The organism is Burkholderia sp. A2 (assembly GCF_001729305.1).
GTDB classification, from domain to species: domain Bacteria; phylum Pseudomonadota; class Gammaproteobacteria; order Burkholderiales; family Burkholderiaceae; genus Burkholderia; species Burkholderia sola.
The window spans coordinates 87,901-111,386 of record NZ_LZXX01000098.1; the positions used below are offsets into that span (position 1 = coordinate 87,901).

The 23,486-nt window shown below is 70.9% G+C and carries 11 protein-coding genes; 3 read left to right on the forward strand and 8 right to left on the reverse strand.

Translation table 11 applies throughout. The features are described from left to right. The 3 genes from sctR (at nt 1) to A9Z05_RS18405 (ending at nt 15,221) form a co-directional block, all read left to right on the forward strand. On the forward strand, nt 1-675 hold the full coding sequence (gene sctR / locus A9Z05_RS18395; protein WP_006480865.1) for a type III secretion system export apparatus subunit SctR: 675 nt from the start codon (nt 1-3) through the stop codon (nt 673-675). Beyond that, entirely contained in the window at nt 675-1,457 is a 783-nt protein-coding gene (locus A9Z05_RS18400; protein ID WP_069619383.1) for a lytic transglycosylase domain-containing protein, read from the forward strand. The genes sctR and A9Z05_RS18400 overlap by 1 nt, the downstream gene beginning before the upstream one ends. A gap of 252 nt (nt 1,458-1,709) precedes the next feature. After that, nucleotides 1,710-15,221: an LWXIA domain-containing protein gene (locus A9Z05_RS18405; RefSeq protein ID WP_069619384.1), complete on the forward strand. Its 13,512-nt coding sequence runs from the start codon at nt 1,710-1,712 to the stop codon at nt 15,219-15,221. Between the two features lie 56 nt (nt 15,222-15,277). Here the strand turns inward: A9Z05_RS18405 and asnB are convergent, their stop codons facing one another. The 8 genes from asnB to sctJ all read right to left on the reverse strand — a co-directional run. Further along, complete coding sequence (asnB, locus tag A9Z05_RS18410; protein ID WP_069619385.1) at nt 15,278-17,248, reverse strand: asparagine synthase (glutamine-hydrolyzing); 1,971 nt, start codon at nt 17,246-17,248, stop codon at nt 15,278-15,280. Nucleotides 17,249-17,509: 261 nt separating this feature from the next. Next, the gene (locus tag A9Z05_RS18415) at nt 17,510-18,541 is read right to left on the reverse strand and encodes an EscU/YscU/HrcU family type III secretion system export apparatus switch protein (RefSeq protein WP_069619386.1); all 1,032 of its coding nucleotides are present in this window, start codon (nt 18,539-18,541) and stop codon (nt 17,510-17,512) included. Between the two features lie 16 nt (nt 18,542-18,557). Then, nucleotides 18,558-19,367, reverse strand: a complete 810-nt coding sequence (gene sctT, locus A9Z05_RS18420; RefSeq protein ID WP_069619387.1) for a type III secretion system export apparatus subunit SctT — start codon at nt 19,365-19,367, stop codon at nt 18,558-18,560. After that, on the reverse strand, nt 19,361-20,029 hold the full coding sequence (locus A9Z05_RS18425) for a hypothetical protein (RefSeq protein WP_069619388.1): 669 nt from the start codon (nt 20,027-20,029) through the stop codon (nt 19,361-19,363). Before A9Z05_RS18425 ends, sctT begins: the two co-directional genes overlap by 7 nt. Then, the gene (sctN, locus tag A9Z05_RS18430; protein WP_069619389.1) at nt 20,022-21,398 is read right to left on the reverse strand and encodes a type III secretion system ATPase SctN; all 1,377 of its coding nucleotides are present in this window, start codon (nt 21,396-21,398) and stop codon (nt 20,022-20,024) included. Before sctN ends, A9Z05_RS18425 begins: the two co-directional genes overlap by 8 nt. After that, nucleotides 21,395-22,024 carry a type III secretion system stator protein SctL gene (sctL, locus tag A9Z05_RS18435; protein ID WP_027781117.1) on the reverse strand — a complete coding sequence of 210 codons (630 nt, stop codon included), beginning with the start codon at nt 22,022-22,024 and terminating at the stop codon, nt 21,395-21,397. The genes sctN and sctL overlap by 4 nt, the downstream gene beginning before the upstream one ends. Beyond that, on the reverse strand, nt 22,006-22,746 hold the full coding sequence (locus A9Z05_RS18440; RefSeq protein WP_069619390.1) for a SctK family type III secretion system sorting platform protein: 741 nt from the start codon (nt 22,744-22,746) through the stop codon (nt 22,006-22,008). Before A9Z05_RS18440 ends, sctL begins: the two co-directional genes overlap by 19 nt. Then, nucleotides 22,743-23,486, reverse strand: a 744-nt coding sequence (gene sctJ / locus A9Z05_RS18445; protein WP_069619391.1) for a type III secretion system inner membrane ring lipoprotein SctJ, incomplete at its 5' end; no start/stop codon positions are given. The genes A9Z05_RS18440 and sctJ, both read right to left, overlap by 4 nt.

The following is a 23,486-nucleotide window of genomic DNA, read 5'->3' on the forward strand; positions in this document are numbered from 1 at the left end:
ATGGGCAACCTGCCGAATCCGGTCGCGCTGATCGCGGTGATCGCCGCGCTCGGCATCGCGCCGTTCGCGGCGCTGATGGTGACGAGCTACACGAAGCTGGTGGTCGTGCTCGGCCTGCTGCGCTCCGCGCTCGGGATCCAGCAGGTACCGCCGAACCTGGTGCTGAACGGCATCGCGCTGATCCTGTCGCTGTTCATCATGGCGCCCGTCGGGATGTCGATCCGCGACGCGTTGCAGGCGCGCCATTTCGATGCATCGGGACAGTTGTCGACCTCGGACATCGGCGCGCTCGCCGATGCCGCGCTGCCGCCGATCAAGGATTTCCTCGTCTCGCATACGCGCCAGCGCGATCGCGAATTCTTCGTGCGCACCGCGACGTCGGTCTGGCCGAAGAACCGCGCGGACGGCATCAAGGACGACGACCTGCTCGTGCTGGTGCCGAGCTTCACGCTCGCCGAGCTGACGAAGGCATTCCAGATCGGCTTCGTGATCTACATCGTGTTCATCGTCGTCGATCTGCTGGTCGCGAACATCCTGCTGGCGCTCGGGATGCAGATGATCTCGCCGACGACGATCTCCGTGCCGTTCAAGCTGCTCCTGTTCGTCGCCCTCGACGGCTGGTCGCTGCTCGTGCACGGGCTCGTGCTGTCGTATCGGGTCGCCGGAGCCGGATGATGCGCGCACGCGCCCTGCGAACCGCCGCCGCGTGCGTGTGCGCGCTGATCGCGCTCGCGTGCGGGCCGCACGGCGTCGCGCAGGCAGCCGGCGCCGCCGCCGGTTTCGCGCAACTCGCACGCGCGTGCGCGCCGAACGTCGACCCCGATACGCTCGCCGCGCTCGTGCGCACCGAGTCGGGCTTCAATCCGTATGCGATCGGCGTGGTCGGCGGGCATCTGGCGCGCCAGCCCGCCTCGCTCGACGAGGCGCGCGCGACCGCGCGCGAACTGTCGTCGCTCGGCTTCAGCTACAGCGTCGGTCTCGCGCAGGTGAACGAACGCAATTTCGCGAAATACGGGCTCGATGAAGCGACGATGTTCGAGCCGTGCCGCAACCTGCGGGCCGGCGGCGCGATCCTGACCGAATGCTTCGCGCGCTCGTCGGGCACCGGCCGCGCGACGCAGGCCGCGTTGCGCGCGGCGCTGTCGTGCTATTACAGCGGCAACTTCACGACCGGCTTCTCGAGCGGCTACGTGAGCCGCGTCGTCGCGAGCGCGCAGCGCAACGCGCACGAAGGCGGCATCGAGCCGATCCCGGTCGTGCGCGACGTGCCGCCGCCGGCGCGGCAGCGACGCATGGACGCGGCCGCGACCACGCCGCCCGATCGCGCGCGCAGGCTGCCGTTGCCGGCCGCCTCCGCCGACGCACCGTCGTGCCATGCGCGCCCGGTCGTGATGATGTGCCGCGGCTTGCCGGCGAGCCAGGCGAAGCGGCTGTGCGTGCGGTGTCTCGATCAGTGATCGCATGATCGCGCGCGGCGCCGGGCGCGCGCGCCCGCGCCGCTTTCAGGGGTCCGAACGACGTCGCGCGGCCTGGCTGCCGCCCGCCGCGCGCATCTCGTAGCCCGCGCGACGCCGGGGCGCCGGCCGCTTCCCGCCGCTACGAAACAGCAGCGTTCCCGTCGCCGGGTGGGTCCGTACACTCGAACGATCACGTCGCGGCGTGCAGGACGCCGCGCGTGCCGCGCATCGCGCGGCTCAACGGAGACGAGCATGCTGTTGATCGACGGACTGGGACTGGGTGTCAACTGGCAGCGCTTCCTGTCGGAAACGCTGAATCCGGTCGTTGCACCGCCGCCCCCGCCGCCGCCGAAGAAGGACGACCCGGCCGCCGGGCCCGCGAACCCGACCGCCGCCCCGCCGATTCCCCTCACCGCGTCGCTGGCCACCGATCCGTCGAAGCCGACCAATGCCGAGATCCAGTCCGCGACGTCGCTGATCCAGAGCATGGCCGCGCAATATACGGCGCCGCCGCCCGAGATCACGGTCGAGAACGACAAGACGCGCGCGGTGCAGAAAGCGATCCAGGACGCGCAGACGAAGTACGACAACGCGTCGCAGACGCTGCAAGGCGCGCAGAACGTGCTGCATCTGGTCAACCGCGATCCCGAGTCGACGGCCGACGACCGCAAGACCGCCCAGGCCGACTACGCGAAGGCGCGCACGACGGCCGACACCGCGCAGCGCGAGCTGAACGTGACGACCGACGCCGGCTACATGATCCTGTACGGCGAACAGGCGAACGCCGACATGCCGGCCGGGATGAAGATCGACGATTCCGGCAAGGTGACCGACCCCGGCGACGCGCAGCACGCGGCCGACCAGCAGTTCAAGGCGCTGCTGGACGCCTTCCCCGATCATGCGAACGATCCGAACTGGGTGCCGCAACCGGGCGACTGCAAGAACCCGCTGCAGATCCGGCTCTACGACAATTGGCAGACCGCGAGCGCGAAGGCGGCCGTCGGTGCGTCGAAATACTTCGCGGACGTCGCGAATTCCAATCTCGCGTATACGCAGTTCCAGTCGTACCTCGCCGATCCGGACTACAAGGCCGCGCTCGATGCGGGCGTCGGGCGGCTGAACGACGCGCTGCAGCCGCTGGAGCTGAAGGTCACGATGCCCGATGCGCCCGCTTCGCAGGATGCCGCGCAGCAGGCCGTCACGTCCGCCGCGAAGGATGCGAACTATGCGAACGCCGCGTACGGCGCGGCCAACGACAGCCTGGCGCTCACGAACGCGCAGCAGCGCTACGATTCGGCCAGCGGCAAGGAAGGACCGACGGTGGTCGTCCCGAACGAAGTGTCGGACGCGAAGACCGCGCTCGCCCGCGCGCAGACGGCGGCGAACACGAGCGGCGGCTATCTGCAGATGCTGTCCGCGCAGCGGCAGGTCGACACGCTGCAGGCCGACTATACGAAGAAGCAGGACGCATCCAGCGCGTGGCACAAGGCCAATCCGCACGCGATGATCAAGGATCCGCAGGTCGATCTGGACCTCGGCGATGCGTATGCGAAGCTCGATCAGGCGAAGCAGCAGGCGAGCATCGCGCACGACGGCTTCGTCGTCGCGTACGGCGCGACGCTCGCGCAGCAGTACGACGATCAGGCCTCGCGGATCAAGGCGCAGGTGAACGCGCAATCGATCTTCACGAAACCGGGGCTTCAGCCGCCGCTGCTGACGCCGTCGCTGTCGACCGCGAACGGCCTGCCGAGCCTGCCCGCATCGTCGTTGTCGACGGCGACGTCGGCCGCTCCCACCGGCACGCCGACGCTGCCGAGCGCGTCGCCGCTGGCCTCGCCGACGTTGCCCGGGTCCAATGGCGCATCGTCGCTGCCCGCGTCGCCGCTGCTCGACAGCCCGTTCCTGCTGCCGCAGTCGTCGGGGCCGTCCGCCGCGCAGGCCGGCCCGACGATGCTCGACGTGAAGCGCATGCAGACCGTCGCGGGCGCGATCCGCGCGGCCGACAGCCGGATGTCGGATTCGGTCAACGAGCGCGCGACCCAGCTCGCGCTGTCGCAGGCGCGCATCAAGCAGACGCAGGCGAAGAGTACGCTCGAATCGGTGCAGAAGAAGTACGACGACTGGGCCGCCGCGAATCCGCCGCCGATGCGCTTTCGCACCGTCGCGGGCGACGACCTGATCCCGGCGCCGTCGGCGCCGCGTCCGAACCTGTATCAGGACGAGCTCGACAAGGCGAAGGCGGCCGTCACGCAGGCCGACAACGCGGTGCAGCGCCTGCAGCTGCTGAGCGAGACGTCGCACCAGCAGGTGCTGATGGACAGGTTCGACGCCGGCCTCGACGAACGGCTGCGCTATGCGGCGCCCGGTTCGGACGCCGAGAACGACTACAAGAAGGCGCTGCACGATTTCTACGAAGCGCATCGCGGCGAGTTGTCGAACTCGCTGCTCGACGCGGCCAGCGCGAGCACGAACAACGGCGGCACGATCGCGTTCGGCAAGCTGACCGACAACGAGCAGCGCAACCTGATCGGCGTCGCGCTCGGCATGCAGCCGGACGTCCAGAACGGCGCGGCGTCGGGCGATGGTTCGGATCCCGTATCGCCGACGAAGGACGACGTCGCGCGCTACACCGACAAGGACAAGCTGAAGACGATCAACAGCGTGCGCGACAAGCTGCTGTCGATCGGCGGGGGCGCGACGACGCAGGTCAGCGTGTTGCCGATGGTCTACGCCGCCAAGGATGCCGGCATGACCACCAGCGCGCTGTTCAAGGTCAGCGGCAAGGACGGCACGCAGTACGTCGACGAGACGGCGAGCAACTACGACGACATCAACGATTACATCGACAACAACGAGCTGTCGACGGACGGCACGGTCGACATCGCGACCGGCCACAACGCGGACGGCACGCTGCAGCTCGTGTCGAAGGCCGCGCATCACGAAAGCGGCTTCGACAGTTTTCTGAACACGCTGACGAGCACGGGCCTGAACATCGGCATGATGGTCGGCGGGATGGCGCTCGAAGGTCTCGGCACGCTGCTCGACGGCACCGGCATCGGCGCGATCGTCGGCGTGCCGCTGAACATCCTCGGTGCGGGGATGATGTACACGGCGATCGGCGCGACGATGACGAGCGCCGGCCTCGATCTGGCCAATCGCGCCGACCACGGGCGCAGTCTCAATCCGTTTACCGACCCGGGCGCGCGGGCCGACTTCATCAACCTCGTGCCGATGGGCGCGGCGGGCGCCGCGAAGCTGGCCGGCAGCAAGCTGTTCACGCGCGCGGTCACGGCGCTCACGCGCACGCCGAAGGTCGCGTCGGTGCTCGCCACCGGCGCGCGGACCACCGCGGTCGTGACGGGCGTGGGCGGCGCGGTCGAGGCGTTCGGCGAAGCGGGCTACGACTATTTCGTCACCGGCGACAAGAAGGCCGCCGGCGAGCAGCTCAAGTCCGGGATCACCAACGTCGCGTTGATGGCCGCGGGCGGCCTCAAGGAACGCGCGGTGACGTCGGTGCGCGCGCGCACCGGCCAGCCGGTGCCGATCCGCGGGACAGACGGCAAGACCGTCACCGTCGACAGCCAGACGATCGGCCGGATTCTCAACAGCGGCGACGCGTCGTCGCTCGCGGCCGGCCGCACGCGCGTGACGCTCGACGGCGAAGCCGTCAAGGTGTCGCCGGACGGCACGCTGCGCGTGGGCGACAAGGTGCTGACCTACGACAACACGCCGATTCGCGTGCTCGACCGCGCATCCGGGAAGCGCCTGCCGCCGGGCAAATCGGTGGTGCTCGGCGAGGACGGCACGCTGTCCGTCGTATCGGTGTCGCCGAAGGCATGGACCAATGGCACGCGCGTCGACGACGTGACCGGCACCGGCGAGCGCATGTCGTTCGGCCCCGAGGGCGAGATGAGCGTAACGCCGAAGATCGTCGCGAAGACGCCGCTCGACGTGCTGCAACACGTGCTCGACCAGGCCAGCGACGCCTATCGGCAGACGGTCGCCGGCGCGCAGGCGCCGCGCCGCCTCGCGCAGACGGCGGCCGAAGGCGAAGCCGCGAGCGCGTCCGCCGACGCGCGCAGGACGCGCCGCACCAGCGAGGAACACGCCCGCGTGCAGCAGCAGCGCGACGAAACCGATGCCGAACGCAGCACGACCGCGAGCACCAACCGGCGTAGCGCCGACACGCAATCGATGCGCTGGCGACCCGTCGCGGCCGACGAGCCGGCCGGCCCGGGCACGCGCGCGAAGCCGGACGGCGCGCCGCCGCGCGTCAACGCGAAGGTCGTCGACCTGACGGACGACGCGCCCGTCACGCGCGCGGCGACGTCCGATCCGGCCGGCATCGCCGTGCCGCGCGGGCCGAGCGCCGAGCCGATGGAAGTCGGCGATCGCACGGTCTACGTGGTGCGCAGCGGCGCGACACCCGACGCGCCGGGCGCGCGGCCGTCGTCGCCGCGCCCGCAGGATCTCGAGGAACCGGTGATCGTCGTCGCCGGCGAACACGACGCGGCGCTCGCGCCCGAGCTCGCGAACCGCTGGCAGAAGCCCGTCTATGCGGCCGCGCCCGACGCATTCGGTGCGGACGGCCAGCTGCGCGCGGGCGCGCGCGTGCTGCGCTTCGATCCGGCGCCGGAGGCGGCCGCGGCCCATGAAGCCGGCCTGCCGGCCGGCATCGCGCCCGACGAAGCGCCGCCGGCTGCGCCCCGCACGGCTGCCGACGACACGGTGATCGTGCTGGCCGGCAAGCGCGGCCCGAACGAACCGGCGATGCCGCGCACGGCTGCGCCGCCCGAGCCGGTCAACGCGCTCGATGGCGTGTTCAGCGCGCCGAACCGCGTGCTCGTGCTCGTCAAGCCGGAACGCCCCGGCACGCCCGAGCGGATGGCGGAACGCGAAACGGCCGCAGCCGACCGCGGCACACGCGCGCCCGACGACGCAAACGGGCAGGCCGCCCGTGCGCCGACGGGCGGCGAACGTCGCACCGCGGCGAACGACGACATCGGCCTCGCCGCCGCCCACCCGGAAACGACCGAGACCGCCCCGCCCGACCCCGGCGCCTCGAAGCCGGGCTGGGTCACGCGGATGCAGATGCGCTTCGGCGGCGCGGCGCTGCCCGAAGCCGCGCAGGCGCTCGCGATGCAATCGGGCACGCTCGCGACGCAACTGCGCATGCTGCAGGACGCCGGCTGGCGCGTGACGCTCGGCAAGCGCGGCGGCGGCAGCCGCATCGACCCGCGCAAGCGCCGCGTGACGATCGACGGCGCGCTCCAGCATCCAGGCAGCATCACGTATACGCTCGCGCACGAAGCGCGCCACGCGGTCGAGGCGATGGCCGGCGTGCTGAACCTCGACTACGGCAACCGCAGCCGCTTCACGCGCAAGGCGCTCGAAGCCGAGGCACGCGCGCAGATCAACGCGTTCGAGGCGCGCTACGAAATCGAGCTCGCGGGCGGCGGCGACATTGCCGCGCACGTGCGCCTGCCGGACGCGATCGAGCGCGAAGGCGCCGCATGGCGCGCGCCGTCGCACGACTATGCGGGCACGGTCGGACGCCTCGTCGACGCATTCGCCGATGCGCCCGTGTCGGGCCGCGACGGCGAGACCTACCGCGATTTCTACGACGACGTATGGTCGCGCCAGAAGCGCCGCGGCGGCATCCCGCGCCGGATGCCCGCGCCGCAGACGCACGAGACCGGCGGCGCGCCGCACGGCGTGCGCAGCTTCGACGAACGCGTGGCATGGAGCCGCGCGCATGCCGAATATGCGTCGCCGTTCGGCGACGGGCCCGTGCCTTCGGCGGCCGACCTGCAGGCGGCGCGCAGCCGCCACTTCACGATGCTGCAGGACGAAGGCGTGCTGATGCTGCACGCCGACACGTTGCCGAACGGCACGCTGCTCGCGGGCGGGCGGCCGGCCGGCGTGCATGAATACGCGCTCGACCAGGCGCCGTCGTTCCTGGTCAAGGATGGCTATTCGATCGTGCTGTCCGCGAAGCACGGCGGCGAGGCGGCTGCCGCCGGGCTCGCGAATCTGTGGCAGCGGCCGGTGTATGCGCCGCCCCCGCACGCGGTCGGCGAACGCGCGGCGCTGCTCGACACCGGCGTGTTCCGCCGCTACGACCCGGCGCCCGCGGCACCGCACGATCTCGGGGAACTGGCGGCCGATGCCGAAGGCGTGCACCTCGAAAGCAATCCGGCGGTGCGGATCGACGCCGAGCGCCACGTCGGCGAGCTGCTCGGCTCGGGCGCCGAAAAAACCGTGTTCGCGCTCGGCCACGATGCCGCGCTCGCGGTTTACGACAACGGCCCGCATACGTCGGAAGCCCGCCAGATCGAGGCCGCGATCGACGAGAGCATCGCACTCGACGATCTCGCCTCGTACGGGCTGAAGACCGTGACGATGGACGGTCCGTTCTCCGCGCTGAACCGCGTCGCCGTGCTGTACCGGCCGCTCGGCGTGTTCCACAGCTTCGGCTTCGAGACGGGTGCGCTGCCGCGCGTGGTGTCGCGCGCGGCGCTCGAGCACATCCGGCAGATTCGCGAAGTCGTCGAACGCACGGGCATCGGCTTCGACCTGCAAGGCCTCTTCACGCGCGGCGGCGATTTCCTGCTGAGCGACCCCGGTGCGATCGGCATGGGCGCGGGCGAGCATTTCACCACGCTGCAGCGGCTCGCGGTGATCGAGCGCGCGCTGACGCAAGGCCTCGAGCGCGGCAACGTCGAACTCGCGCATCCGCGGCTCGCCGAAACGCCGCCGCCCGATGCGTTCGTGCAGAAGCCGTCGGTCATCACGCGCGTGCGGATGCGCTTCGGCGGCGCCCCGCTGCCGAAGGAAGCGTACCGGCTGATCGACGCATCGAGCCTGCTGTCGCAACAGCTTCGGCTCGGCGCCGACGCAGGCTGGAAAGTCGTGCGCGGCAAGCCCGGCGGCGGCAGCAAGATCGACACGCGACGGCGGCGCGTCACGATCGACGGCGGTCTGCAGTCGACCGGATCGATGGTCTACGTGCTCGCGCACGAAGCCCGCCATGCGCTCGAGGCCGCGACCGGCACGCTCGGGCTCGACTACGGCTCGACGCAGCGCTACGTGCGCAGTGCGCTGCTCGCCGAGGCGCGCGCGCAGGTCAATGCCTTCGCGGTGCGCGACGAGATCCGCGCGAACCTCGGCATCGACATCGGCCGCCACGTCGCGCTGCCCGACGCGATCGCCAACGAATACGGCCGCGCGCGGGCCGGCGATGCCGCCTCGCTCGCGCGCCTCGCCGACGCGTTCGAGCACAGCCCGACGTCGCTCGACGGCGGCGTCACCTACGGCGAGCTGTATCGGCGCCACGCACAGGCCGCGCAGCGCACCGGCGTCACGATGCCGGCGCCGCGCGAGACGGCCGCGACGCTCGCCGAAGAAACGGCATGGGCGCGCGCCCGTCCGGTAAAGGCATCGCCGTTCGACGGCAAGCCGGTCGCCGGCGTCGACGCGCTGACGCTGGACCGCTCGGGCCCGCTGTCCTACGACCGCGACGGCCGCATCGTGATCGTGCACGGCGTCACCGATGCGCAAGGCCGTCTCGTCGATCCGGACGGCCGGCCGTACACGCCGGTCGAGGTCACGCTCGCGCACCGCTCGGTGCTCGGCCTGCCCGGCTCGTCGGTGATTCTGTCGGCACGCAACGGCCGCGACGCCGCCGCCTGGCTCGCGAACGTCTGGCAGCGCCCCATCTACGCACCGCCGACGATCGCGGTCGGGCTCGGCGCCGAGGCGCGGCTCAGCCATACCAACGCGTGGCTGCGCTACGATCCGGCGCCGCACCAGCGCCCGGACCTGGGCGCGCTCGACGTCGACGGCAACGGCGTCCACGTGAGCGGCGACCCGGCCGCACGCGTGCCGGTCGAGCGCTTCACCGGCGCGGCAACCGGCGCCGGCATCGAGAAAACCGTGTTCGAACTGGGCCGCCGCAATGCGATCGGTCTCTACGAGGGCACGGACAATCGCGCGATTCTCGGCCACATCGAATCGATCCGGCTCGAACAGGAAGGCCTCGCGGCGCTGCGCGCGCACGGGCTGCGCACGCTCACGGTCGGCGGCCCGTTCGCGGCATTCGATCGCGTGGCCGTGATGTACGCGCCGTTCGCATCGCTGAGCAGTCACGACGTGATGGCCGGCATGCTGCCGTCGCGCGTCACCCGCGACGCCTTCGCGCAGCTCGACCGCGCGCGCGACATCACCGCGCGGCACCGTCTGTACTACGACTTCGAAGGCGTGTTCGACGCGCGCGGCGACTTCTACCTGAGCGACCCGTCGACGGTCATGACCGATGCGCCGAAGCTGAACGTGGAAGGCATCGTCCGCGAGATCGGCACGCTGCGCGTGATGCTCGAGGACGGCATCGCGCGCGGCGCGATCGAGCTCGCGCATCCCGGCATCACCGAACACTTGCCACCCGACGCGTTCGTGCAGAAGCCGTCCGTCATCACGCGCATCCGGATGCGGTTCGGCGGCGCGCCGCTACCCAAGGCCGCCCATGCGCTGGTCGACCGCTCGAGCCTGTTGCGCCAGCAGGTCGCGCTGGCCGGCGAGGCCGGCTGGAAAATCGTGGTGGGCCGGCCCGGGCGCGGCAGCCGGGTCGATACCGCGAAGCAGCGGATCGTGCTCGACGGGCAGTTCCACGGCGCCGGCACGCTCGTCTACACGCTCGCGCACGAAGCGCAGCATGCGGTCGAGACGATCACGCGCCGCCTCGCGCTCGACCGCTCGTCGCCGGAGGCGCTGACCGACAGCGCGTTGATGGCCGAAGCGCGTGCGCAGGCGAACGCGTTCGCGGTGCGCCGCGAAATCCTCGACGACGGCGGCATCGACATCGCCAGGGACGCCCGCCTGCCCGATGCGATCGCACGCGAAGCCGACCACGTGATGCCCGGCGACGAAGCCGGGCTGCGCCGGCTCGCGGCCGCCTTCGGCGACGTCGCGCCGTCCGTGCCGGGCCACACGACCTATCGCGCGTACTACGCGAGCCAGGCCGACGCGATGCACGCGCTCGGCGTGCCACGCGAGATGCCGGCGCCCGCGCCGCAGCCGGCGTCGAATGCGCCGGTGCCCGCGGCGACGGCGGACGCCGCGCGCCGCCAGCATGCGCTCGATCACCTCGCCTCGCACGGCAAGCGCGACCTGATCCGCATCGACGGTTCGCAACTCGCGTCGCTCGAGCAGATGAAGGATGCGTTCGGCAAGAATGCGCACGTGCTGATCGCCGAGCATGAAGCGCGGCCGGACGCGTCGATCGACGCACGCCATGCGCAGCCGAAGTTCGTTGCGAGCATGCGCACCGACGAGAACGGTACGTTCGTCGACAAGACGTCCGCCGATCCGGCCGTGCCGATCCCGGACGCGGTCTATCGCGCGCTGAAGGACAACGGCGGCGCGGAACGGGTGAATGTCGATTTCTACGTGTCGCCCGTGTCGCTCGCGGAATTGCGCGAGTACGGCGGCGCCGCGCGGATCACCGCGCGCAGCGACGGCCGCACCTGGGAAGCCGAACAGGCGGCCGCGACGCCCGACGCGGACGTCGTCACGACGCTGAACTCGCTTGCCGACGCGCCGCGCTTTCGCCGGCCGAAGCAGGCGGCGAAAGCGGCCGGCGACGGCGCGACGCTTTACGCGATCGACAAGGAAACCGGCAAGGTGCTCGGCTACGCGACGCGCAACGCCGCGCACGACTGGACTTATCACGAGTCGACCTCGCTCGGCGACGCGACGATCGCGCCGCGCGATCTCGGCGCCGCGTTCCGCCGACGCGCGCGCAACCTGTCCGGCGGCCGTCGCGGCGTGCGCTTCGTCGTGACGGACGTCACGCACGACACGGTCGAGCGCTACGGCGGCTTCGCGCCGGCGGAAATGCGCAAGGCGCTCGGCGACGAGAAGCCGCCGATGCAGAAACTCGGCACGCGCGTGCAGCGCGGCCTCGCGAAAACCGACCCCGGCGTGCGCCGCAAGATCGCCGAGATCGAAGGCGCCGACAGTCCGTTCCTGCCGCCGAAGCTCGTCCCGGACAGCGAGCAGCTCGCGATCGACTTCAGCGGCGCGAACACGCTGCACCTGATGCGCGCGCTGGAGCTGAAGGCGCTGCGCGGCGATCACTACGTGTACGTGTACGAAACCGATCATCCGGTTGCCGAATCGCTGCATACGCGCCGCGGCATCATCGCGATTCACGACGGCAACGCGCTCTGGTACGACAACGCCGAACAATTGCGCGACCACCCGGACGCGGGCCGCCCGCTCGACGAGATGCCGCTCGGGCGCGGCCCGTTCGGCGCGAACCAGCACTTCCTGCTGTCGACACTCGCGCCCGAGGCGTTCGATCCGCGCGCGACCGCCACGCAGAAAGCCGCGCTCGCGCAACGACTCACGCAGCTGCTCGACGAGAAGTCGTATTTTGATGCGCTGCCGCAGAAGTTCGACCTCGCGACGCGCTGGATCCGCACGCAGATCGCCGGCCAGATCGATCGCGTAAAAGCCGCCCAGGCCGACCTCGCCGCGGCCCAGCAAGCCGCGCAGCCGGCGGGCGGCGGCCCCACGGGCCCCGCCGGTCGGGTGCGCAATGCGCTGCGCGGCAAGCGCGGCCGGCGCAACCGCCGCGCCGCGAATGCGGCAAACGCATCGAACGCGCCGGCCGCGCCGAAGCCGCCGAAAACGCCGGCGGCCAAGCCGCTGACGCTGCGGCCATACCAGCCGAGCCTGGGTTCGAGCACGGTCGCGGAATGGGTGATGCGTTACGGCGCCGCCAAGGTGGCCGACTGGTTCCCGACGATCGACCGCGTGAAGGCGGTCACCGCACGCAAGCACCAGCCCGATGCCGGCGGCCTCGCCCTGACCGACGAACCGCAGACGATCCTGGCCGACGCACCGATGCTGAAGGCGCTCGGCATCCCCATCGGTCTCGCGCGCGAGGTGTCGAGCATGCCGTCGCGCGGGCCGGTCGCCGATCCCGGCGGCGATCACAACCGCTTCGTGAAGTGGATGCAGGCGTACGCCACGCGCCACAGCGCGGCACGCATGATCGACAAGCGCGCGATCCAGGCGTTCGTGCGCGCGCCGGCCGAGATCCAGGACCGCGTCGCGCCGATGGCGCGTGCGTTCAACCTGCGCGACGATCCCGCGCTCGCAGTGCGCTACGTCGAGCAATATGGCGGCGCGATGCCGGTCGTGTCGATTCCGGTCGATCCGCACACGCTCGCGGCCGCGCGCGGCGGCAAGCACGATCCGGCGTTCATCCGGCGCGCCCGCCAGTTCGGGTCCCCGATCGGCGCGCGCTACAACGAGGCCGACGCGACGATCACGCGCGAGGCGCCGGACGGCACCACGCGCACGCTCGAGCTCGACGACATCGCGCATCTGCACAAATGGCTCACCGCGGCGTCGCGCCACGGCTTCCAGCTTCGCCTCGAAGCGGCGTCGGGCCGCCCGCTCGTCTCCGCGGACGACCGCCGCACGATCGCCGGCACCAACGACAGCTATGCCGAATACACGCGGCTGATGACGTCGTTCGAGACGTGGTCGCACGATCACGCCGGCGAGCCCGCGCCGAACGTGATGCTGAGCTTTCACGGGTGGGACGCCGTGCTCGAGCCGGTGCCGGGCGCCGGCCACGTCGAGCTGCTCGATGCGCTGCTCGACCGCAAGGCGATCGACTGGCTGCACGTCGGGCTGTCGTACGGCACGCACGGCGCCGACTTCATCGCGAACCAGGACCTGACGCGGGCGCTGGCGGAACGGATCGTCGACTATTACCAGACCGACCGTCACGGCAAGTTCGCGCGGCTGCACGGCGCCGATGCGCTCACGCGCGTCTTCGAACCGGTGAGCCCCGAGGCGTTCGCGAACCAGCAGCAGGTGCTGTTCGCGGAGATCGCGCGCATCGGCAAGTCGAAAGGGCTGTCCGACGACGCGCTCGCGACGCTGCGCGGCGAACTGTACGAACGCAACACGACCGCGCTCGTCAACCAGGCGCGCAAGGCGACGATCGAGCATGCGATGACGCAGTGGGCGTCGGCCGATCATCCGCCCGCCACGCGCACCGAAAAACTCGCCCGCCGCTTCGGCGAACGCTGGCTCGCGGAAGCCGGCGGCCGCGCGCCGGCACGCGGCACCGTCGTGTCGACCGCCGATCCCGCCGGGCCGCTGCCCGACAGTCGCGCGTACTGGCAGTCGGTCGTCGAGCGCGAAGCGCTGAAGAACGATCCGTCGAAGCCGATCAGCGTCGGCCGGCAGATCGCGGCGAACCCGAAACAGGCCAAGATGATCGAGGAACTGCAGGCGCTCGCGCAGATCAACGCGCTGCGCGTGCATCGGCCGTCGTTCCGCAAGGCGGAGCTGTGGAAGTCGATCGGCTTCAGCTCGCTCGTCACCGGTGCGGGCGCGCTCGTGATCGCCGATACGCTCGGCGCGACGCACGTGCTGCGGCAGGACATGCTGGGCAGCGCGACGTCGTCGTTCCTGTTGGGCTCGCGTCTTGGTCGCGTGTTCCAGGTCATGCACCAGGGTGCGGTGCGCAGCCTGCAGGCCGGTGATCCGAAGGCCGCGCAGGCGGTGCTCACGCGGCTCGAAGTGACGCTGTCGCGGCAGCTGCGGTCGGGCGCGCACGATTACGGCCAGAACCGCCGCGCGCAGCTCGAGCAGATCTCGAACGAAGCGCGGACGCTGGCCGCGCAGTATGTCGAGCTGAACCGTGTCGGGCTGATGAGTTTCGACGACGCGACCACCCACATCAAGGCGCTCGCCGCGGACGTGCTCGCGCAGATGCAGGGCACGGTCGGCGGCACGTCGCTGCAGCAGCTCCATACCGGCAACCCGCGTCACCTGTTCGGGATCGCGGGCCGCGCGGGCGCCGCGATCACGTCGACCGCGACGCTCGCGGTCGGCATCAGCGGCGTGGTGCACGCACACGGGGCGTTCGATCTCGCCTACGGCTCGGCCGCCATCGCGAGCGGTGCGTTCGGCGCCACGTATGCGGGCCTCGTCTACACGATCGGCGCGCACCGCGTGAATGCCGACAAGCGCAGCCGCATCGTGCGCTTCACCGATTCGGCGAGCGACTTCATGGCCGTCGCGTATGGCGGCCTCGGCACCGGCGTGCAGTGGAGCGGCGGCCATTACGACCTCGCGATCGCGACCGGCGTGTCCACCGCGCTGCTGCTCGGCGGGCGTCTGAACACGCATTTCCCGAACGCGACGCCGCTGATCAAGAAGATCCCGACGGCCGTCGTGCTGATTCCCGTCGGCGCGTTCGCGTACAAGCTGATCGAAGGTCTGTTGACGACGTTCTTCGGCTCGGGGTCCGGTTCGTCGAATCAGTCGAATTCGAATTCGTCGCAATCGAATCTCGCGCCCGGTGCGTCGCCGAGCGCGTCGGCAAGCGCTTCGGCGAGCCCTTCGGCAAGCGCCGCGCCAAGCGCTTCGGCGAGTGCATCGCCCAGTGCGTCGCCTGCCGCGCCGGCTTCTCCGTCGCCCAGCGCCACGCCGTCGACCGCGCAACCGTCCGCGTCGACGCAGCCCTACATCGTCGTCGCCGGCGATTCGCTGTGGATCATCGCCGACCAGCATCGCCAGTCGCTGCTCGACGCCGCGCACGTATCGCGCGCCGATCAGCAGGCGATGACGCGCGGCGAGCAGGATACGCGCGCGTTCAACGAGATCCTGCAGCTTAATCCGTCGGTGTCACGCGATCCGAACCGCCTGTCGGTCGGCACGCCGCTGATCGTGGGCTGATCCCGGCGCGCGGCGCGCGTGGCGCCGCGCGCACCGGTCGCGCACGGCACGCCGCATCATGCCGCCCGCTGATGTTCCAGCCACGCCTGGAACATCAGCACCGTCCACAGCTGGTGCTGCCAGTTCATCCGGCCCGTCTGGTGCTGGCGCCACAGCCGCTCCACCGCCGCCGCATCGAAGAAGCCTTCCTCGCGCAGGCGCGACGGCCGCAGCAGCGCGTCGGCCCAGTCGCGCAGCGCGCCGCGCAGCCAGTGGTCGACGGGCGCGCAGAAGCCCTGCTTCGGCCGGTCGATCAGCGCGGACGGCACATACCGGTCGAGCAGCCGGCGCAGCAGCGCCTTCGACTGCCCTTCCGGCAAGCGCACCGACGCCGGCACGCGCCACGCGAATTCGACGACGTGATGATCGAGGAACGGCATGCGCGTTTCGAGGCTCACGGCCATCGCCGCGCGATCGACCTTCGCGAGGATGTCGGTCGGCAGGTACGTGAGCGTGTCGATCGCCATCGCCTGCTCGGCGAAGCTCAGGTGCGCGGGCCACGCGGACACCGTGTCGAGCGGCGTCGGCGGCTCCTGCCCCGCCAGCGCGATGCGCTCCGGATGATGCACGGACGACATCAGCAGCCGGTACAGCCCGATGCGGCTCTCGGCGGTCATCACATGGCCGAGCTTGTGCAGGCGATCGCCGATGCGCGACGACGATTCGCGCGCTTCCACGCCGCCGCCGAACGCACCCTGCGCGACGGCCGCGAGCTGGTCCGCGTGATCGGGCCGCAACGCATGCAGCGCGGCGGCGATCCGCGCGCGCACCGCGGCCGGCACGCGATGCAGCTTGCGCCACAGGCGCGGCGTCAGGAAATAGCGCGTATAGCCGCCGAACAGTTCGTCGCCGCCGTCGCCGGACAGGCTCACCTTCACGTGCCGGCGCGTCAGTTCGGAGACGAGAAAGGTCGGGATCTGCGACGCATCGGAAAACGGCTCGTCGTAGATCGACGGCAGCTTCGGCACGACGCCGAGCGCATGGTCGGCCGTCACGTAAAGCTCGGTATGGCGCGTGCCGAGATGGCGCGCGACCGCCTTCGCGTAACCGGCTTCGTCGTAGCCGGCCTCGTGAAAGCCGATCGTAAACGTGTCGACCGGCGACGCCGATTGCGCCTGCATCAGCGCGACGATCGCCGACGAATCGATGCCGCCCGACAGGAATGCGCCGAGCGGCACGTCGGCTTCCATCTGCCGCGCGACGGCCTGGCGCAGGATCGTGTCCAGCTGATCGACGGCTTCGCCGGCGCTGCCCTCGAACGGCTGCGCGCGGCCCGCCTCGATCGCCTGCTCGAGCGTCCAGTACGCCCGCACGCGCGGCGTGTCGCGCGCATGTTCGAACTGGATATACGTGCCGGGCGGCAGCTTGCGGATGCCGCGATAGATCGTGTAAGGCGCCGGCACGCTCGACTGGCGCAGGTACAGGCACAGCGCGTCGCGGTCGATCGTGCCGTCGAAGCCCGGATAGCCGCGCAGCGCCTTCAGCTCGGACGCGAACACGAGCGCGTCGCCGATCCGGCCGTAGTAGAGCGGCTTCTCGCCGATCCGGTCGCGCGCGAGCGTCAGCACCCGCGACGCGCGATTCCACAGCGCGAACGCGAACATGCCGGTCGCGCGGCGCAACGTGGCCTCGACGCCCCACGCGACGATCGCCGCGATCAAAACCTCGCTGTCGGAGTGGCCGCGCCACGCCGGTGCGCGCCCCGTGCGCTCGAGCTCCGCGCGCAGTTCGCGATGGTTGTAGATTTCGCCGTTGAAGACGAGGACGTAGCGGCCGCACGCGGAAGCCATCGGCTGTCGGCCGTGCACCGACAGGTCGACGATCGCGAGCCGCCGGTGGCCGAGCGCGATGCCGGCATCCGGGTCGACCCAGATGCCCTGCCCGTCCGGCCCGCGATGCGCGAGGCTCGCCGTCATTCGCGCGAGTGTGCCGCGCGCTGTCTCCTCATCGAAGGCGACGCTATTCAGAAAGCCGTCGATTCCGCACATTGATTTGTCTGCCCCTGTTGACCTGTTCCGTCACGCACCGCGCACCTCGCGGCCCGCCGTCGGGCATGACGGTCGAGCCATATTACGAAGAAATAAATCAGCAATAATTCACCAGTGAATGCGCGCACCGTCCGGAAAAAAATGGACGTCAAGTTGCGCGTGCAGATGGCCGCATGACGGGGCCATATCGAATCCGGCGGGCCGGCAAGGCAGGGGAAAAAAGGGGCACATGCCGTCATGACGCCACCGCATCACGCCGCGTCACACGGCGCCGGTCGCCCATTTCAGCAACTGCGCGACCTCGCGGAAGTGCTGCGGCTGGATCGTGCCGTTCTCGGGCGTCGTCTCGTACAGCGCCTGCGCGAGCCCGACGTTCGCGAGCGTCGGGCGCAGCGCGTCGCGGGCCAGCCGCACGATCCGCTCGGCCGCGTCGCCCTCGCCGCGCGCGAGCACCCACGGCAGCGAGCCCATCCCGCCGTAATAGAGCGCGACCGCGACGCGCGGCGAATGGACGACCACCGACGCATAGCCGACCCGGTCGGGCAGCGACGCGAACTGCACTTCGCGCGCGAGCTGGCGGCGCTTCGCCTCGATGTGCGGATCGCCTTCGTCCTCCTTGTGCTCGCGCCGCACTTCGTCGATCGACATTTTCATCTTCTGGTTGAATTCGTGCCGCTGGTGCACGATGTCGATCAGCGCCATCACGATGTAGATCAGCGCGGCCCAGCCGAACAGCAGCATCAGCAGCTTCACGATCAGCGCGAGGATCGAGACCGGCCGCGTGAAGCCCGACTGCACGGACGGATCGAGCGACTCGACGATCAGCCAGCCGAGCGTCGCGACGAGCAGCGCCGTCTTCAGCAGCATCTTCGCGAGGTTGACGAGGTTGCGCAGCGACCACAGGTTCTTCATCCCCTCGGCCGGGTTGAGCCGCGACAACTGCGGCACGAGGCGGCTCCACGCCATCACGCCGCCCACCTGCACGAAGCCCGCGAGCAGCCCCGCCAGCAGCCCGGCCGCGACGATCTGCGCGGACTGCGTCGCCCAGTCGCGCGCGGCGCCGTCGATCAGCACCGCGAGCCGCGCGGACGGATCGGCCGCGCCGACCGCGTCGAACACGAGCCGGAACAGCGCCTGCAATCGCGCGAACAGCGAACCGATGCCCACCGCGAGCGCCACGCACACGCCGACGAAGAACGCCGACGACACCGTTTCCGCGCTCTTCGGTACGTCGCCCTTCTCGCGCGCCTCGCGCAGGCGCTTCGCGGTCGGCTTCTGGTCCTTTTCGGCCATGTCGGCTCCGGCGCGCTCAGCCGCCGCCGTGCGCGGCGAACAGCGCGCGCAGCAGCGCCATCAGCCCGCTGTCGGGGCTCAGCAGCGAATGCAGCGACGCGTACACCACCGGCAGGAACAGGACCATCATCAGCAGCGCGAGCGCGCTCTTCAGCGGCTGCGAGAACACGAAGATGTTGAGCTGCGGCACCGCGCGCCCGACCAGGCCGATGCCGAGTTCGACGAGCACCAGCACGATCGTCACCGGCGCGGCGAGCTTCACCATCCATTCGAAGATCGTGTCGGTCTGCCGCACGATGAAGGTTTGCAGCATCGACGAGAAATCGGGGCCGAGCGAGCCGATCGGCCACCATGCGTACGACTGCGCGAACAGTTGCACGAGCACCTGCAACCCGCCCGCCGTGACGAACAGCGCGATCGCGACGAAATTCAGGAATCCGGAAGTCGGGCCGCCCTCGTGCCCGCCCATCGGATCGAAGAACGCGGCGCTGCCGCTGCCGGTCTGGAAGTCGATCAGGTAGCCGACGCCCTGGATCGCGAACAGCACCGCGCTGAACGCGCCCGCGAGCAGCATGCCGACCACCGCCTCCTTCGCGACGAGCAGGCACCACATCAGGAACGGCAGCGCGGCCACCTGCGCGGCATCGATCGTCGGCGCGACGAACGCGGCGATCACGACCGCGATCCCGTTGCGCACGAGGCCCGTGATGATCTGCTCGTTGAACACCGGCACGACGAACATGATCGGCAGCAGGCGCGGCATCACGTAGAGCAGCGGCCGCAGCATGCCGGCGACGTCGTTGAAGCCCGCGGCCTGGTCTAGCATCGGCGCTCCGCGGCGGCGCTCGGGGCGGGATCGTCAGGCGAGGCGAACGGGTCGGTTTCAGCCGTGATGTCGGCACCGGTTTCCGCTTCGGTCATCGCCGCATCGAACGCGGCCGCGGCCTCCGGCGGCGTGGACGCATGACCGGCCGCGTCGCCCGCGCCGGCCACCCAGGTGCCGCCCGTCGCGAAGCGCCGCACCGCGTAGCCGTCCGCGACTTCGTCGGCGTCGCGCTCGATCCGCGCGGCGCGCGCGTGCAGCGCCTTCTCGCCAGCCTTCTCCAGCTTGTCCTCGGCGGCCTTCGCCTTGCGTGCGGCGCGCTGCAGGTCGGCGAGCGTCGCCTCGTGGCCGCGATGCACGTGCGCGGCCTCGCTCACCGACGCGTTCGCGGTGCCGATATGCCGGTCGAACGTGCGCGTATCGGCCGCCGCGTCCTGCAATGCACGCGCTTCGCGCACGTCGTCGGCGAGCCGCGTCTGGATCGCCGCCTTCGCGGCGACCTGCTGCGCGAGCTGCGCCTGCGCGGCCGCCAGCGCGCGCCGGCTCTGCGCGGCGATACCCTGCTGGCGCGCGGCCGCGACGCGCGCGATCTGGCTGCGCATCTCGCGCACGCGCTTCAGGCGGGCGAGCGTCGCGAGCACGAGACGATCGTCGGCTTCAGACATGATCGTTCGCCAGCTTCGTCAGTTTCGCGAGCAGCACGTCGAAGCGCACGTCCTCGTCCGACGCCTGCGCGCAGAACGCGCCGATCGCATCGCGCGCACGCAACGCGAGATCGCCGAGCCGGTCGCTGCCTTCGCGATACTCGCCGATCTGCACGAGCAGCTCGATTTCCTGGTACTTCGCGATCAGCTCGCGCACGCGCGCGGCCGCATGCTGGTGCGCGCGGCTCGCGACGAGCGGCATCACGCGCGACAGGCTCGCGAGCACGTCGATCGCCGGATAGCGGTTCGCGAGCGCGATCTTGCGCGACAGCACGATATGGCCGTCGAGGATCGAGCGCACTTCCTCGGCGATCGGGTCCGATTCCTCGTCGCCTTCGACGAGCACCGTGTAGAGCGCGGTGATCGATCCGTGCGCGCCCTGCCCCGCGCGCTCGAGCAGGCGCGGCAGCACCGCGAACGTCGACGGCGGAAAGCTGCGCCGCGTCGGCGGCTCGCCGCTCGCCAAGCCGACCTCGCGCTGCGCGCGGGCGAAGCGCGTCAGCGAATCGACCAGCAGCAGCACGCGCTTGCCCGCATCACGGAAGTGCTCGGCGATCGCGGTCGCGACCAGCGCGGATTTCACGCGCTCCATCGCGGGGCGGTCCGACGTCGATACGACGACGATCGAGCGCGCGCGCACCTCCGGCGACAGGCTGTGCTCGATGAATTCGCGCACCTCGCGGCCGCGTTCGCCGACCAGTGCGATCACGTTCACGTCGGCCTGCGCGCCGCGCGCGATCATCCCGAGCAGCGTGCTCTTGCCGACGCCCGACGGCGCGAAGATGCCGACGCGCTGCCCGACGCCGAGCGTCATCAGGCCGTCGATCACGCGCACGCCGGTCGGAAACGGCGTGTCGATCATCTTGCGCGCGAGCGGGTTCGGCGGGTCCTGCTGCGTCGAGACCCACGCGGCGCCCGTCACCGGCCCGCGATCGTCGAGCGGCCGGCCGAGCCCGTCGAGCACGCGGCCGAACAGCCCTTCGCCCACCGGGAACACATGCTCGCGCCCGGACGGCACGACGGTCGTTTCCGGCGACAGCCCGGCCACGTCGCCGAGCGGCGTGAGCAGCGTCGTCTGCCGCGAGAAGCCGACCACCTCCGCAAGCAGCGTCGGCTGGTTCGGCGTGCGCAGCTCGCAGATCTCGCCGAGCCGCGCGCGGATGCCCGTCGCATTCAGGATCTGCCCGACCGCGTGGTTGACGCGGCCCTGCACCGACACCGGCGAAAAGAACGCGAGTCCCGCGTCGAGTTCGCCGACGAGGCGGCCGCGATCGAACGGCGCACCGTCGTCGTCGCCGAACGACGGTGGATCGTCGAGCGGCGCGTTCATCGCGCGGCGCCTTTCAGCGCGTCGCGGCGGATCGCCTGGCGCAACGCGTCGATCTGCAGATCGAGGCTCGCGTCGATGCGCCCGGACGGCGTCTCGACGGTGCACGCATGGCGTTCGAGCTGCGCGTCCTCGACGATGCGGATCTTCTGCCGGTTCGACTGCCCCGCGAACGCGCCGTCGAGCGCGTCGCGCATCTCGTCGGTGCGGCCGGGCGCGATACGCACGATCAGGAACGCCTCGTCGCGCACGAGCGGCGCGATCCGCGCGAGCGCGGCCTCGTACAGCTTCTGCGTGCTCATCTCGCCGACGATCGCGCGCACGGCCTTCACGACGATGTCGGCCATCGCGTCCTTCATCGTCTCCATCGTGCGCGTGGCGGCGAGCGCCTGCGTGTATGCCTGCGCGGCCTGCTCGCGCTGCGCGCGGCGCATGCCTTCGTCGTAGCCGGCCGCCTGGCGCTTGTCGAATTCGCGCTGCGCGTCGGCGACGATGCGCGCGGCCTCTTCATGCGCGGTCGCGATCACCGCGGACGCGTCGAGCAGCGCCGCGTATTCGCGCTCCTTGAGCACCTTGCGCTCCGACAGCAGCTGCAGGTTGTCGCTCGTGATCAGAAAAGCCAGTCCCATGACGCAAGCCTCTCGGGAATCAGAAACAGGAACATCAGTTCGCCGAACTGGTCGCGCTGCGCGCGGTTCAGCCAGTACGGCGCCTCGTCGTCGATCGCCCGATTGAATTTCAGGCGCACGCGCCGCGCAACCGCGTCGCCGGCCACGCCGATGAAATCCGCGAGCAGCCGCCCGCCGCGCGCGCGAATCACGACCGGCAGCGCGGCGGGATCGGCGCGCCACGGTTCGAGCGTTTCCGCGAGCGCGCCGAATTCCGGCGCGCGTTCGAGCGCGAGTTCGAGCGCATCGCCGCCGAGCCGCGCCGCGACTTCCGCGCGGATGCGGCGCCCGGCCAGCGCGTCGCGCAGCCACGCGCGATGCAGCAGCAGCCCCGCATACGCGGCCAGTTGCTCGAGCGCCGCGCCCGGCAGCAGCGCGAGACGCGCGCACGGGTTCGCCACGTCGAAGTCGTGCCGGTCGGCCACGCCGTTCACGTCGAGCAGGTGCCGCGCGAGCAGCTTGCGGCCGGCCGCGCCGAACGCGTCCGGCGAACGGTAGCGCGCGGGCCAGTCGGCCGGCACGCGCGTCACGTGCAGATAGCGATCGGGCCGCAGGTTGAAATCGCAGACGAGCGCATGGAACGCGGCAGCGCGCGCGGCCGGCGGCGGCGCAAGCGGGTGCAGCCACGGCAGCAGCGCCGCCTCGGACGCGGCGGCCGGCGACAGCGCGTGCGGATCGCTCATGCGCCGTCGCGCGCGCCGTCCGGCGTGCGCAGCCCGCCGCCTGCCTGCTGCGCGGCCGTACCGCCGGCGTTCGCGCCGCGCGGCGCGCCGACCAGGCCCGCGAGCCGCGCGCCGAACATCCCGCGTCGCGCGGCCGACAGCGCGATCACCGCGCAGGTCAGCAGGATCAGCGCGAACACGAGCCAGCCGAGCGGCGAGCGCAACCGCAGGATGTCGGACACCGCGCTGCCGATCCCGTCCACGCGCGCCGCGCGCGCGGCGGCCGGCTGCAGGAACAGCGACACGTTGTCGTACTGCAGCCCTTCGATGCTGTGCGCGACGAGATCCTTGACCATCGGCGCCATCGCGCGCAGGTCGACGCCCGGCCGGTAGCGGATGTACACCGCGGCCGACGACGGCTTGATCTTGTCCGCGAGCGGATCGTTTTCCGGAATCACGACCTGCACGCGCGCGACCACCACGCCCTCGATGTCCTGCAGCGTGCGCGACAGATCCTGCGACACGCCGTACAGGTAGCGCACGCGCTCCTCGGCCGGCGTCGACACGAGGCCCTGCTTCTGGAACAGCTCGCCGAGGCTCGCATAGCTCGGCTTCGGCAGCCCGTTCGCGTGCAGCACCGTGAGCGCCGCCTGCATGTCGCCGTCCGCGACGCTCACGAGCCATGCGTTGCGGTCCGACGTGTCGCGCGCGTCGTTGTCCTTCGACGCGCTGATGCCCGCGTCGCCGAGCACCGCGATCAT